General features: G+C 62.3%; 13 protein-coding genes. 6 read left to right on the forward strand and 7 right to left on the reverse strand.

Annotated elements, in window-relative coordinates; all coding sequences use genetic code 11:
- Nucleotides 1-30: 30 nt before the first annotated feature.
- Together E8E78_RS01285 and E8E78_RS01290 are read right to left on the reverse strand one after the other, a co-directional pair.
- A complete protein-coding gene (locus E8E78_RS01285; protein ID WP_012270050.1) occupies nucleotides 31-414 on the reverse strand; it encodes a PaaI family thioesterase in 384 nt (127 codons plus the stop codon).
- Complete coding sequence (locus E8E78_RS01290; RefSeq protein ID WP_059394995.1) at nucleotides 414-2,738, reverse strand: Tex family protein; 2,325 nt, start codon at nucleotides 2,736-2,738, stop codon at nucleotides 414-416. The genes E8E78_RS01285 and E8E78_RS01290 overlap by 1 nt, the downstream gene beginning before the upstream one ends.
- A 217-nt stretch (nucleotides 2,739-2,955) precedes the next feature.
- Here E8E78_RS01290 and ompR point away from each other — a divergent pair, with 217 nt between their 5' ends.
- Complete coding sequence (gene ompR / locus E8E78_RS01295; protein WP_016484407.1) at nucleotides 2,956-3,696, forward strand: two-component system response regulator OmpR; 741 nt, start codon at nucleotides 2,956-2,958, stop codon at nucleotides 3,694-3,696.
- A 13-nt stretch (nucleotides 3,697-3,709) separates the two neighbouring features.
- Complete coding sequence (locus E8E78_RS01300) at nucleotides 3,710-5,023, forward strand: ATP-binding protein (RefSeq protein WP_059394994.1); 1,314 nt, start codon at nucleotides 3,710-3,712, stop codon at nucleotides 5,021-5,023.
- A 102-nt stretch (nucleotides 5,024-5,125) separates the two neighbouring features.
- On the opposite strand, the gene rimK is transcribed toward E8E78_RS01300, so the two are convergent.
- A complete protein-coding gene (gene rimK, locus E8E78_RS01305; protein WP_012316721.1) occupies nucleotides 5,126-6,031 on the reverse strand; it encodes a 30S ribosomal protein S6--L-glutamate ligase in 906 nt (301 codons plus the stop codon).
- Nucleotides 6,028-6,510, reverse strand: coding sequence for an ATP-dependent zinc protease (locus E8E78_RS01310; RefSeq protein WP_016497556.1), 483 nt, complete (start codon nucleotides 6,508-6,510; stop codon nucleotides 6,028-6,030). The genes rimK and E8E78_RS01310 overlap by 4 nt, the downstream gene beginning before the upstream one ends.
- Nucleotides 6,511-6,619: 109 nt before the next feature.
- Here E8E78_RS01310 and E8E78_RS01315 point away from each other — a divergent pair, with 109 nt between their 5' ends.
- A complete protein-coding gene (locus tag E8E78_RS01315; protein ID WP_016497557.1) occupies nucleotides 6,620-7,021 on the forward strand; it encodes a S4 domain-containing protein in 402 nt (133 codons plus the stop codon).
- A 106-nt stretch (nucleotides 7,022-7,127) separates the two neighbouring features.
- Here E8E78_RS01315 and E8E78_RS01320 read toward each other — a convergent pair whose 3' ends face one another.
- Nucleotides 7,128-7,922, reverse strand: a complete 795-nt coding sequence (locus E8E78_RS01320) for a phosphatase PAP2 family protein (RefSeq protein ID WP_280312428.1) — start codon at nucleotides 7,920-7,922, stop codon at nucleotides 7,128-7,130.
- A 120-nt stretch (nucleotides 7,923-8,042) separates the two neighbouring features.
- On the opposite strand from E8E78_RS01320, the gene hslO reads away from it, so the two are divergent.
- Both hslO and E8E78_RS01330 read left to right on the forward strand, forming a co-directional pair.
- A complete protein-coding gene (hslO, locus tag E8E78_RS01325) occupies nucleotides 8,043-8,942 on the forward strand; it encodes an Hsp33 family molecular chaperone HslO (protein ID WP_063423221.1) in 900 nt (299 codons plus the stop codon).
- A 179-nt stretch (nucleotides 8,943-9,121) separates the two neighbouring features.
- A complete protein-coding gene (locus tag E8E78_RS01330) occupies nucleotides 9,122-10,663 on the forward strand; it encodes a phosphoenolpyruvate carboxykinase (protein ID WP_063423222.1) in 1,542 nt (513 codons plus the stop codon).
- A gap of 59 nt (nucleotides 10,664-10,722) precedes the next feature.
- On the opposite strand, the gene E8E78_RS01335 is transcribed toward E8E78_RS01330, so the two are convergent.
- Both E8E78_RS01335 and E8E78_RS01340 read right to left on the reverse strand, forming a co-directional pair.
- Nucleotides 10,723-10,995, reverse strand: coding sequence for a type II toxin-antitoxin system mRNA interferase toxin, RelE/StbE family (locus E8E78_RS01335; RefSeq protein WP_084966510.1), 273 nt, complete (start codon nucleotides 10,993-10,995; stop codon nucleotides 10,723-10,725).
- Nucleotides 10,995-11,438, reverse strand: coding sequence for a hypothetical protein (locus tag E8E78_RS01340; RefSeq protein ID WP_016497562.1), 444 nt, complete (start codon nucleotides 11,436-11,438; stop codon nucleotides 10,995-10,997). The genes E8E78_RS01335 and E8E78_RS01340 overlap by 1 nt, the downstream gene beginning before the upstream one ends.
- A 125-nt stretch (nucleotides 11,439-11,563) precedes the next feature.
- On the opposite strand from E8E78_RS01340, the gene E8E78_RS01345 reads away from it, so the two are divergent.
- Nucleotides 11,564-12,004, forward strand: coding sequence for a thioesterase family protein (locus tag E8E78_RS01345; protein ID WP_019472839.1), 441 nt, complete (start codon nucleotides 11,564-11,566; stop codon nucleotides 12,002-12,004).
- The last annotated feature ends 53 nt before the right edge of the window (nucleotides 12,005-12,057 follow it).

Below are 12,057 nucleotides of genomic sequence, written 5' to 3' on the forward strand. Positions count from 1 at the left end.
CTGAAAATACCGCAGATACTGCTTGGTGAGCTAGAGAACCGCGAAGGTTCCTTGCGCTTTAGCCACCAGCTTGTCGCCCTGGACTACGTCGGCGTCGACCACCAGGGTACGCCGCCCGGCGTGCAGCACACGGGCGGTGCACAGCACTTCGCCGTCGCTGACGGCGCGCATGTAGTTGATCTTGCACTCGATGGTGACACTTTGCTGGTCAAAGCCATGGCTGGCCGAGCAGGCCAGGCCCATGGCGATGTCCACAAGGCTGAAGATCGCCCCGCCGTGCAGCTTCTGGCCACGGTTGCGCAAGTGCGGCTCGAGGGCCAGGGCCACCTCGGCAACACCCGTGTCCAGGCGTTGCAGGCGGCAGCCCAGCAGCTGGCTGAAGGCGCTTTCGACGTATTCGCGGGGTACGTCCATCACTTCTTCTTCAACTGCTTGGCGTTGGCGAACAGCGAGGCCATGGCATTGTTGGCCGGTGCGGCAGTGGCGGTTTCACGCGGGCGTTGGGCCGGCTGCTGGCGGTTGCCGCCATTGCCACGGTTGCCACCGCGGTTGCCTTCGACCTTTTCGCCTGGGGTGTCGCCCATGCGCATGGACAGGCCGACGCGCTTGCGCGGGATGTCCACTTCCATGACCTTGACCTTGACCACGTCGCCGGCCTTCACCGCTTCACGCGGGTCTTTGATGAACTTCTCCGACAGCGCCGAGATGTGCACCAGGCCGTCCTGGTGCACGCCGATGTCGACGAAGGCACCGAAGTTGGTGACGTTGGTCACCACGCCCTCCAGGATCATGCCGGGCTCCAGGTCCTTGAGGTCTTCGACGCCGTCCTGGAAGGTGGCGGTCTTGAACTCTGGGCGTGGGTCGCGGCCAGGCTTGTCCAGCTCTTGCAGGATGTCGGTGACGGTCGGCAGGCCGAAGGACTCGTCGGTGAACTTCTTGGGGTCCAGGCGCTTGAGGAAGCTGCTGTCGCCGATCAGCGAGCGGATATCGCGGTCGGTGTCGGCGGCGATGCGCTGCACCAGCGGATAGGCCTCCGGGTGCACTGCGGAGGCGTCCAGCGGGTTGTCGCCGTTCATCACACGCAGGAAGCCGGCGGCTTGTTCGAAGGTTTTTTCACCCAGGCGGCTGACTTTTTTCAGCGCTGCACGGGTGGCAAACGGGCCGTTGGCATCGCGGTGGGCGACGATGTTCTGTGCCAGTGTGGCGTTGAGGCCGGAGATACGGGTCAGCAGTGCCACCGAGGCGGTGTTGACGTCCACGCCCACGGCGTTCACGCAGTCCTCGACCACGGCGTCCAGGCCACGCGCCAGTTTCAGCTGGGAAACGTCGTGCTGGTACTGGCCGACGCCTATGGATTTCGGGTCGATCTTCACCAGCTCGGCCAGCGGGTCCTGCAGGCGGCGGGCAATCGACACGGCACCACGGATCGACACGTCCAGGTCCGGGAACTCGCGGGCGGCCAGTTCCGATGCCGAGTACACCGACGCACCGGCCTCGGAGACCATGATCTTGGTAATTTTCAGCGCTGGGTATTTTTTGACCAGTTCGGCCACCAGCTTGTCGCTCTCGCGGCTGGCGGTGCCGTTGCCGATGGCGATCAGTTCCACCGAGTGCTTGGCGCACAGTGCGGCCATGATGGAAATGGTGCGGTCCCAGTCATTCTTTGGCGCGTGCGGGTACACCGTGGTGTAGTCCAGCAGCTTGCCGGTGGCATCGACCACGGCGATCTTGCAACCGGTGCGCAGGCCCGGGTCGAAGCCCAGGGTGGCGCGCGGGCCGGCCGGGGCGGCCAGCAGCAGGTCGTGCAGGTTGTGGGCGAACACGTTGATCGCCTCGCCTTCGGCGTTGTCGCGCAGTTCGCCGAACAGGTCGGTTTCCAGGTGGGTGTACAGCTTGACCTTCCAGGTCCAGCGCACCACCTCGCCCAGCCATTTGTCGGCCGGGCGGCTGCGGTTTTCAACGCCGACGTGGTTGCCGATCATCACTTCGCACGGGTGCAGGGTGCCAGGCAGTTCTTCGCCCACTTTCAGCGAAGCGCTCAGCACGCCTTCGTTGCGCCCACGGAAGATCGCCAGGGCACGGTGCGACGGGGCGTTGCGCAGCAGTTCGTCGTGCGCAAAGTAGTCGCGGAACTTGGCGCCTTCTTCTTCCTTGCCGGCCACCACACGGGCACTGAGCACGGCTTCCTGCTTAAGGAAGCTGCGCAGCTTGTCGAGCAGGGCGGCGTCTTCGGCGAAGCGCTCCATGAGGATGTATTTGGCACCTTCCAGCGCGGCCTTGACGTCGGCTACGCCCTTTTCGGCGTTTACGAAGCGTGCGGCTTCGCTTTCCGGGGCCAGGTTGGGGTCGTTGAACAGGCCGTCGGCCAGGTCGCCCAGGCCGGCTTCCAGGGCGATCTGGCCCTTGGTGCGGCGCTTCTGCTTGTACGGCAGGTACAGGTCTTCGAGGCGGGTCTTGGTGTCGGCCAGCTTGATTTCGCGGGCCAGTTCCGGGGTCAGCTTGCCCTGTTCCTCGATGCTGGCCAGGATGCTGGCGCGACGGTCGTCGAGTTCGCGCAGGTAGCGCAGGCGCTCTTCCAGATGGCGCAGCTGGGTGTCGTCCAGGCTACCGGTCACTTCCTTGCGGTAACGGGCGATGAAGGGCACGGTCGAGCCTTCGTCCAACAGGCCCACGGCCGCCTCGACCTGCTGGGGGCGTACGCCCAGTTCCTCGGCGATACGGCTGTTGATGCTGTCCATGTAAACCACCTGACATTTGTGAATACGGGGGTCGCCTGTGGGCTTTTCGCCCGGCGGCGCTGGATGAAAGCCGCGCATTATACCCATCGCAATCGGCTTGCGGTGATGGCGCCCAGCCAGCTGGAACTGGCGCCGGGGGAAAAATCTGCTAACAATGCTCACGCAACGTGCAGCAATGGCTACGCCATAATGCGCGGCGAAATCAGAGGAGTTATTCATGACCGGCACCGCAAACACCGCTGAAGGTGACAAGATTCTCATCGTCGACGACGATCCGGGGCTTAGCAGCCTGCTGGAACGGTTCTTCACCAGCAAGGGCTACCGTGCCCGTGCGGTGCCCAACACCGAGCAGATGGACCGCCTGCTGCAGCGCGAGGTGTTCAACCTGGTGGTGCTCGACCTGATGCTGCCGGGCGAGGATGGCCTGTCCGCGTGCAAGCGCCTGCGCCAGCAGAACAACCAGATCCCGATCATCATGCTCACCGCCAAGGGCGACGAGCTGAGCCGTATCAAGGGCCTGGAACTGGGCGCTGACGACTACCTGGGCAAGCCGTTCAACCCGGACGAGCTGATGGCCCGCGTCAAGGCTGTGTTGCGCCGTCAGGCCCCCGCCGTGCCGGGTGCGCCGGGCAGTGAGGACGAATCGGTCACCTTCGGCGACTACGAGCTGTCGCTGGCCACCCGCGAACTCAAGCGTGGCGATGAAGTGCACATGCTCACCACCGGCGAGTTCGCCGTGCTCAAGGCCCTGGTGATGCACGCCCGCGAGCCGCTGACCCGCGACAAGCTGATGAACCTGGCCCGTGGCCGTGAGTGGGATGCACTGGAACGCTCCATCGACGTGCAGATCTCGCGCCTGCGCCGCATGATCGAGCCGGACCCGTCCAAGCCGCGTTACATCCAGACCGTCTGGGGCGTGGGCTACGTGTTCGTGCCAGACGGAAACGCAGGTAAATGATGCCGCGTCGTCCATGAAAACGCCGCTCTGGTTTCCGCAGAGTTTCTTCGCCCGCACCCTGTGGCTGGTGTTGATCGTCGTCCTGTTCAGCAAGGCCTTGACCCTGGTCTACCTGCTGATGAACGAGGACGTACTGGTCGACCGTCAGTACAGCCACGGTGTGGCGCTGACCTTGCGCGCCTATTGGGCTGCCGACGAAGAAAACCGAGACAAGATTGCCGAGGCGGCGGGCCTTATCCGCGTGACCGGCTCGGGTGTGCCCGAGGGCGAGCAGCATTGGCCCTACAGCGAAATCTACCAACGGCAGATGCAGGCGGAGCTGGGCGAAGACACCGAGGTGCGGCTGCGTATTCATGCGCCACCGGCGTTGTGGGTCAATGCGCCAAGCCTGGGCCCGGGCTGGCTGAAAGTGCCGCTGTACCCGCACCCGCTGCGTGGGCAGAAGATCTGGAACGTGCTGGGTTGGTTCCTGGCCATCGGCCTGTTGTCCACAGCCTCTGCCTGGATCTTTGTGCGCCAGTTGAACCAGCCGCTCAAGCGCCTGGTATTCGCCGCTCGTCAGCTGGGCCAGGGGCGCAGCGTGCGCCTGCCGATCAGCGATACACCCAGCGAGATGACCGAGGTGTACAAGGCCTTTAACCAGATGGCCGAAGATGTCGAACAGGCCGGGCGCGAGCGCGAGCTGATGCTGGCCGGGGTTTCCCACGACCTGCGCACACCGTTGACGCGCCTGCGCCTGTCGTTGTCATTGCTGGACAGCGACAGCGACCTGAGTGACGACATGGTCCGTGATATCGAGGACATGGATGCGATCCTCGATCAGTTCCTGGCGTTCATCCGCGATGGCCGCGACGAGCCGGTGGAAGAGGTCGACCTGGCTGAACTGGTGCGTGAAGTGGTGGCCCCGTACAACCAGCCGAAAGAACGGGTGCGCCTGTGCCTGGAGCCAATCCCGCCGTTCCCGCTGCGCCGTGTTTCGCTCAAGCGCATGCTGGGCAACCTGATCGGCAACGCCTTGCACCATGCCGGCAAGGGCGTGGAAGTGGCTGCCTATGTGTCGGGTGACGAAAGTGCGCCATACGTGGTGCTGAGCGTGCTGGACCGTGGCACCGGGATCGACGAATCGGAGCTGGAGACCATCTTCAACCCGTTCATTCGTGGGGACCGTGCACGGGGCGGCAAGGGCACCGGTCTGGGGTTGGCGATCGTCAAGCGCATCGCGGCCCAGCATGGCGGGAATGTGGAGCTGCGTAACCGGTCCGGTGGCGGGATCGAGGCGCGGGTGCGGTTGCCGCTTGGGTTGCTGTTACCTCGGAACGCCGTGTGAGGGCCGGGGCCGCCTTGCGGCCCATTCGCAGCACAGGGTTACGCGATCCCCTGTAGGAGCAGCCTTGTGCTGCGAATGGGCTGCAAGGCAGCCCCCAAAATCTCAGCCCTTGCCCTTGGTCCGGGTCTGATTAGGCCCGCCGTTCTTCTCAAGGTGCTCGATGATCATGCCGGCCACGTTCTTGCCAGTGGTCACCTCGATCCCCTCCAGCCCCGGCGATGAGTTCACCTCCATCACCAACGGCCCATGGTTGGACCGCAGGATATCAACACCCGCCACGCTCAACCCCATCACCTTGGCCGCACGAATGGCGGTAATCCGCTCTTCCGGGGTGATCTTGATCAGGCTGGCGACGCCCCCCCGGTGCAGGTTGGAGCGGAACTCGCCCGGCTTGGCCTGGCGCTTCATCGAGGCAATCACCTTGTCTCCCACCACGAAGCAGCGAATGTCGGCGCCGCCGGCCTCCTTGATGTACTCCTGAACCATGATGTTCTGCTTCAGGCCCATGAACGCCTCGATCACCGACTCGGCCGCCTGGGTGGTTTCGCACAGCACTACGCCGATGCCCTGGGTACCCTCCAGCACCTTGATCACCAGCGGGGCGCCATTGACCATCTGGATCAGGTCGGGGATGTCGTCCGGTGAGTGGGCGAAGCCGGTAATGGGCAAGCCGATACCGCGCCGCGACAGCAATTGCAGCGAGCGCAGTTTGTCGCGCGAGCGGGCAATGGCGACCGATTCGTTGAGCGGGTACACGCCCATCATTTCGAACTGGCGCAGCACCGCGCAGCCGTAAAAGGTGACCGAAGCCCCGATGCGCGGGATCACAGCATCGAAGCCCTCCAGCGGCTTGCCGCGGTAGTGGATCTGCGGCTTGTGGCTGGCAATGTTCATATAGGCCCGCAGGGTGTCGATCACCACCATTTCGTGGCCACGCTGGGTACCGGCTTCGACCAGGCGGCGGGTGGAATACAGACGCGGATTGCGCGACAGCACAGCGATCTTCATGCAGCACCTGTGACAGGGGAAAGGGTGGCCGGAAAGGCCGGTTTATCTTGGACGTACTTCAAGCCGGGGTTCACGACCAGCTGGCCCTGGATCAAGGCCTTGGAACCGAGCAGCAGGCGGTAGCGCATGTTCTTGCGACAGGCCAGGGTGAACTCCACCTCCCACACACCATCGCCCAGCGCCAGTGACGTGCGGATGACATAGCGGGTCTGGGCGTGGCCGTTGGAGCTCTTGATGGTTTTCATGGTGACCAGCGGCGCCTCGCAACGCCGGTGACGCAACTGCACCACCGAGCCCAGGTGCGCGGTGAAACGGACCCACGGCTGGCCGTCGCGCTCGAACGGTTCCACCTCGGTAGCGTGCAGGCTTGAGGTGCTGGCGCCGGTGTCGATCTTGGCGCGCAGCCCGGCGACACCAAGGTCGGGCAGGGCTATCCACTCACGCAGGCCGATCACAGTCAAATGGTCAAATGTCTTCACGAAGCGCACCCTGCGAGTAAGGTGGTGAACTGTAAGCATGGCGAGGACTTTTTGCATCCGTATGTGAAGGTAGTACAGTTCGATGAAAGACAGAATCCGAGGTAACGGGATGGCACAAAAAGCCGAAGACGACGACAAGGTTCGCCTGGACAAGTGGCTGTGGGCGGCGCGTTTCTACAAGACGCGGGCGCTGGCCAAGGCGGCGATCGAGAGCGGCAAGGTGCATTGCCGGGGCGAGCGTTGCAAACCGGGCAAGGAGCCACGGGTGGGCGACGAATTTTTGCTGCGCACCGGGTTCGATGAACGCACCGTGGTGGTGAAGGCGTTGTCGGTGGTGCGGCGTGGGGCGCCAGAAGCGCAGACGCTGTACGAGGAAACCGAAGAAAGCGTGCGCCGCCGGGAGCAGGCGGCCGAAATGCGTAAGGCCGGGGCCATGGGCGTGACCACCGATGGCCGGCCGACCAAGAAGCAGCGGCGGCAGATTCATCAGTTGCATGGGAGCTTTGAATAGCCGGGGCCGCTTTGCGGCCCATCGCCGGCAAGCCAGCTCCCACAGAGCCTTGTGGGAGCGGCCTTGCCGGACCGGTCGGAAAGGGCTGCATAGCAGCCCCAAGCATCTAGCGGAGCACGGCCATTCGCCCGACAAGCGGTAATCTGGCCAGCAGGTTGAACAACGGCGCCGTCCAGCGCATCAACGCCTCACTGCCCTTGGCCGCCAGCGGCGTGTAGTAGCTCCAGCCCAACGCTAGCACTGCCATCAGCAACCCGCCAATGTAGTCATCCTGCCCCCAATGGGCGCCGGCCACCAGGCGCGGCAGCATGAACAGCACCGCCAGCCCCCAGATCACCAGGAACTGCACCAGGCGGCGGCTGAATACGCTCATGAACAGCGCCCAGATCAGCAGCACCGAAGCGTGATCCCCCGGGAAACTCTTGCTGGATCGGTCCTTGAGCTCCCAGGCCGCCTCCAGGTTCGGGTAGTAGTCGCTGAGGTGCACCACGTCGTCGAAGATCATCGACGGGCTCTTGTGCTGCCAGCCGGCTGCATCCACCCACTTGGAAAACAGCGCGCGAATCACCACTAAGAGGAGTAGCGTGACCAGAAAGCCGAAAAAGGCCTGGCGAACCTGAGCTGCCTTGAACACCCAGTCACCACGGATAAGCACTGCCAGAAGGATCAGGCCAACGATGATGTCGAACGGGCGCAGGCTGCCGACGGTCCAGATGTAGCGCCAGGTGGTGTTGTCGGCCAGCGGCGCATTCAGGCTGTGGAACAGCCACTCGTCGAAAGTCAGGCACAGGATCTGGCCAAAAGGCCATAACCAGAAACACAGTAGAGCGATGGGAAGCAGCGTGCAGGCTGCCAATGGCCCCAAGGACCACCTTGCTTGGAACAGTGGTCGATTGTCCATAAGATACCTCTATTGCAAACAGGATTCGGAGCGCCTTGTGAGCGCTCTGTCACGGGTTTTCGAAGGTTTTCGACAACCGCTGTAACCATTTTGTCATCATTTTTTAGATAGCCAAAACCTATGAGCGATTTGCCTGATACCGATTTCACTCAACGTTTCATCTTCGACGAGCGCGATGTGCGCGGCGAGTGGGTGTCTCTCGATGACAGCTATGCCGCGGTGCTGGCGCGTCATGAATACCCACAGCCGGTGCAGGCGCTGCTCGGCGAACTGATGGCTGCCACCGCCTTGCTGGTGGGGGCGCTGAAGTTCGATGGCCTGCTGATTCTGCAGGCGCGCTCCGAAGGGCCGATCCCGCTGTTGATGGTGGAATGCTCGGGCGATCGCGACATCCGTGGCGTGGCGCGCTACGAGGCCGATCAGATCGCCGCTGACGCCACGCTGGCGCAGTTGATGCCCGACGGCCACCTGACCCTGACCATCGACCCGGTCAAGGGCCAGCGCTACCAGGGTACAGTGGACCTCGACGGTGCCAACCTGTCGGAGTGCTTCACCAACTACTTCGTCCAGTCGCAACAGCTCAATACCCGCTTCTGGCTCAACGCCGAAAACGGCAAGGCCCGTGGCCTGCTGCTGCAGCAACTGCCGCGTGATCGCCAGCCTGACGACGAAGAGCGTGAAGACAGCTGGCAGCACGTGATCGCCCTGGCCAAGACCCTCAAGCCTGAAGAATGGGCCGAAGGTAACGAAACCCTGCTGCACCGCCTGTACCACGAAGACGCCGTGCGCCTGTTCGACATTCAGCCGTTGCGCTTCAATTGCAGCTGCTCGCGCGAACGCTCCGGTAATGCGCTGGTGAGCCTGGGCGAGCATGACGCTAAGGCACTGGTGCAAGAGTGCGGCGGCCAGGTGGAGATCGATTGCCAGTTCTGCAACGAGCGCTATTTCTTCGATGCAAGCGATGTGGCGCAACTGTTTGCCGGTGGCGGTACAGACACCGCCTCAGAAACTCGCCACTGAAACGTTTAATTGCAGGGAAATCTCCTGTCGAATTGCGCAAAAGCGCGGTTACGACAGGAGGGGCCTACTTTTTTTGGGCGTTTCTGGCATAATCCGGCCACTTTTTTCGCTGTAGTAGTTTTTTCAAGACAACTACAAAACGTTTGGAGCACTCGGCCTCGGGCCGGATGGGGTATCTCATGACGCAAGCCAACAACACCGTGTACACCGACCTGAGCGTCGATGAGCTGGTAAAAGAAGCGCTGCAACGCGGTGAAGGCGTACTAGCCGATACTGGCGCACTGGTCGTTGAGACTGGTCACCGTACAGGCCGTTCGCCGGCTGACCGTTTCATCGTCGAAGAACCTTCCACCCAGGACGCCATTTCCTGGGGCCCGATCAACCGCAAGTTCCCGGCCGACAAGTTCGATGCCCTGTGGGACCGCGTCGAGGCGTTCAACAACGCCCAGGATCACTTCGTTTCCTACGTTCACGTAGGGGCAGCCGCCGAGCACTACCTGCCGGTGAAGATGACCACCCAGACTGCCTGGCAGAACCTGTTCGGCCGTTGCCTGTTCATCAATCCGGAGCAGTTCAACCCGGCTGGCCGCGACCAGTGGCAGGTGCTCAACGTTGCCAACTTCGTGTGCGAGCCTGAGCGTGACGGCACCAATTCCGACGGTTGCGTGATCATCAACTTCGCCGCCAAGAAGGTACTGATCGCTGGCATGCGTTACGCCGGCGAAATGAAGAAAGCCATGTTCTCGGTGCAGAACTTCCTGCTGCCGGCGGCCGACGTACTGCCAATGCACTGCGCGGCCAACATCGGCGAAGAAGGCGATGTAACCCTGTTCTTCGGCCTGTCCGGCACCGGCAAGACCACCCTGTCGGCCGACGAAAGCCGTTACCTGATCGGTGACGACGAGCACGGTTGGGGCGAAGGCGTTGTCTTCAACATGGAAGGCGGCTGCTACGCCAAGTGCATCGACCTGTCCGAGAAGAACGAGCCGGTCATCTGGAAAGCCATCAAGCACGGCGCTGTGCTGGAAAACGTCGTTCTCGACGCCAACAAGCACGCCGACTACACCGACGTCAGCCTGACCCAGAACAGCCGGGCAGCGTACCCGCTGGAGCACGTTGCCAAGCGTTCCGAAGCGAACCTGGGCGGCGAGCCTAACGCGGTCATCTTCCTGACCTGCGACCTGACCGGTGTTCTGCCTCCGGTTTCGATCCTGAACAACGAACAGGCGGCCTACCACTTCCTGTCCGGTTACACCGCGCTGGTTGGTTCTACCGAAATGGGTTCGGGCGGCGGCATCAAGTCGACCTTCTCCACCTGCTTCGGCGCACCGTTCTTCCCGCGTCCGGCTGGCGAGTACGCCGAGCTGCTGATCAAGCGTATCAATGGCTTCAACTCCAAGGTCTACCTGGTCAACACCGGCTGGACCGGCGGTGGCTACGGCGTTGGCAAGCGCTTCAGCATCCCGACCACCCGTGCGGTGATCGCTGCGATCCAGAGCGGCGCGCTGGTCGGTGCCGAAACCGAGCATCTGGACATCATCAACCTGGACGTGCCAAAAGTTGTCCCGGGTGTTGAAACCGAGCTGCTCAACCCGCGCACCAACTGGGCTGACAAAGCTGCCTACGACGAGGCCGCCAAAGGCCTGGCCAAGCTGTTCATCGAAAACTTCAAGAAGTTTGAAGTTTCCGACGCCATCAAGGCCGCTGGCCCGCAGCTGTAAGCTGAACCCAGCCGCAACAAGAAAGCCGCCCTCAGGGGCGGCTTTTTTGTATCTGGTGTTCAAGGCCATTGCTGTCGGGCGTGCAGAATGCGGATGATCTCGATACGGTTATCTACGACGCGGTAGATCATCACATAATTGGGCCTGACTACGATTTCCCTGGTTCCTGGGTATCTGCTCACCTTGTAGAGAACCGGATTCTGTGCTGCGCGCCTGGCTTTGTCCCCGAAGGTTTCGTCCAGCTCGATTGCCGCTGCAGGATTGTCCTGAGCGATATGGTCCATGATGCGCATGCGGTCTTTGAGCGCCATTTGGCGCCACATCAGCTGCATCAACGTATCTTGGCAGCCAGGGTGGCACGACGAGCAGCAAACAGTAGTTCGGCCTCCTCATCGTCCATCACTGGCGCTGTGTCATCCAGGCTCGCTATTACCTGCTCGTGGAACCACGCCTCATAGGCAGCTGCTTCATGGGCCCGCTTCAACGCTTGGGCGCGGTCAGGCCGTTGATAAGTAGTCATCTGCCCAGGATCGAAAGTGGATGCATCGACCACGAAATGGTCGATTCCCAGATCCAGCAGGTAAGTCACCAGAGTCTCAAGTTTCTTGAAAAGCCTGACGTTGCCGCTGCGCTGGGCGGTAAGCACATGTTCCTGATGGTTGATATCTACCTGAACCGCCCAGCCCCCTGGGTGACCTACGATATGCGTAGCGTTGATACGGCCTGATTCCGCCATGCGGCTCAGGTTGGCATGGTCGAGAAGATGAGTTGGCATGGGTGTATTTCTCGGCTTCATCGGGGCTGACCATGCTATGCAATCTATAGTTGATTGCGACTATAGGCCTTCCGAACTTGTTGTGGGAAGCTTCCTGATCGATTGCAACCAACTGTGGATAACTCATGACCGAATCCCCTCAGCGCACTGCCTTCTCTCACTTCCACCCCATCCTCACCCGCCCTTCAGACAACGACGTCAACGGCCATATCGCCGGTGCTACCGTCCATGGCTTTTTCGAAACGGCTATCCAGGCCTTCCTTGTCGAACAGGCCGAGGTGGACCTGCGTGACGGCGAGCTGGCGGCATTCGTGGTCAGTTCGGCGGCGGATTTCTACGCGCTGCCGGGCTTCCCCGACGTACTCGAAGTGGGCCTGGGGGTGACGCGCCTGGCGGGTAGTACGGTGGAGTACCGCCTGGCGCTGTTCCGCCCGGGCGAGCCGGAGGCGTGTGCGGCAGGTACGGTGGTTCAGGTGTTCATCGAACGGGCCAGTGGTCGGCCTGTGGTGTTGCCTGAGCCGCTGCAAATGATCCTGTCTGGCCTGGTACTGGAACAGCAGGCGTAAAAAAGCCCCGCCGAAAGGGGCGGGGCTTTTGCTGCCGGGGCGAGGCCCTCAGG

This window comes from Pseudomonas sp. BN505 (assembly GCF_029873175.1).
Lineage (GTDB): Bacteria > Pseudomonadota > Gammaproteobacteria > Pseudomonadales > Pseudomonadaceae > Aquipseudomonas > Aquipseudomonas putida.

Coding starts and splice junctions, on each gene's coding strand:
- E8E78_RS01300 (WP_059394994.1), top strand. CDS start 3,710: ATGAAAACGCCGCTCTGGTTTCCGCAGAGTTTCTTCGCCCGCACCCTG.
- E8E78_RS01345 (WP_019472839.1), top strand. CDS start 11,564: ATGACCGAATCCCCTCAGCGCACTGCCTTCTCTCACTTCCACCCCATC.
- hslO (WP_063423221.1), top strand. CDS start 8,043: ATGAGCGATTTGCCTGATACCGATTTCACTCAACGTTTCATCTTCGAC.
- E8E78_RS01320 (WP_280312428.1), bottom strand. CDS start 7,922: ATGGACAATCGACCACTGTTCCAAGCAAGGTGGTCCTTGGGGCCATTG.
- E8E78_RS01285 (WP_012270050.1), bottom strand. CDS start 414: ATGGACGTACCCCGCGAATACGTCGAAAGCGCCTTCAGCCAGCTGCTG.
- ompR (WP_016484407.1), top strand. CDS start 2,956: ATGACCGGCACCGCAAACACCGCTGAAGGTGACAAGATTCTCATCGTC.
- rimK (WP_012316721.1), bottom strand. CDS start 6,031: ATGAAGATCGCTGTGCTGTCGCGCAATCCGCGTCTGTATTCCACCCGC.
- E8E78_RS01315 (WP_016497557.1), top strand. CDS start 6,620: ATGGCACAAAAAGCCGAAGACGACGACAAGGTTCGCCTGGACAAGTGG.
- E8E78_RS01335 (WP_084966510.1), bottom strand. CDS start 10,995: ATGCAGCTGATGTGGCGCCAAATGGCGCTCAAAGACCGCATGCGCATC.
- E8E78_RS01290 (WP_059394995.1), bottom strand. CDS start 2,738: ATGGACAGCATCAACAGCCGTATCGCCGAGGAACTGGGCGTACGCCCC.
- E8E78_RS01330 (WP_063423222.1), top strand. CDS start 9,122: ATGACGCAAGCCAACAACACCGTGTACACCGACCTGAGCGTCGATGAG.
- E8E78_RS01340 (WP_016497562.1), bottom strand. CDS start 11,438: ATGCCAACTCATCTTCTCGACCATGCCAACCTGAGCCGCATGGCGGAA.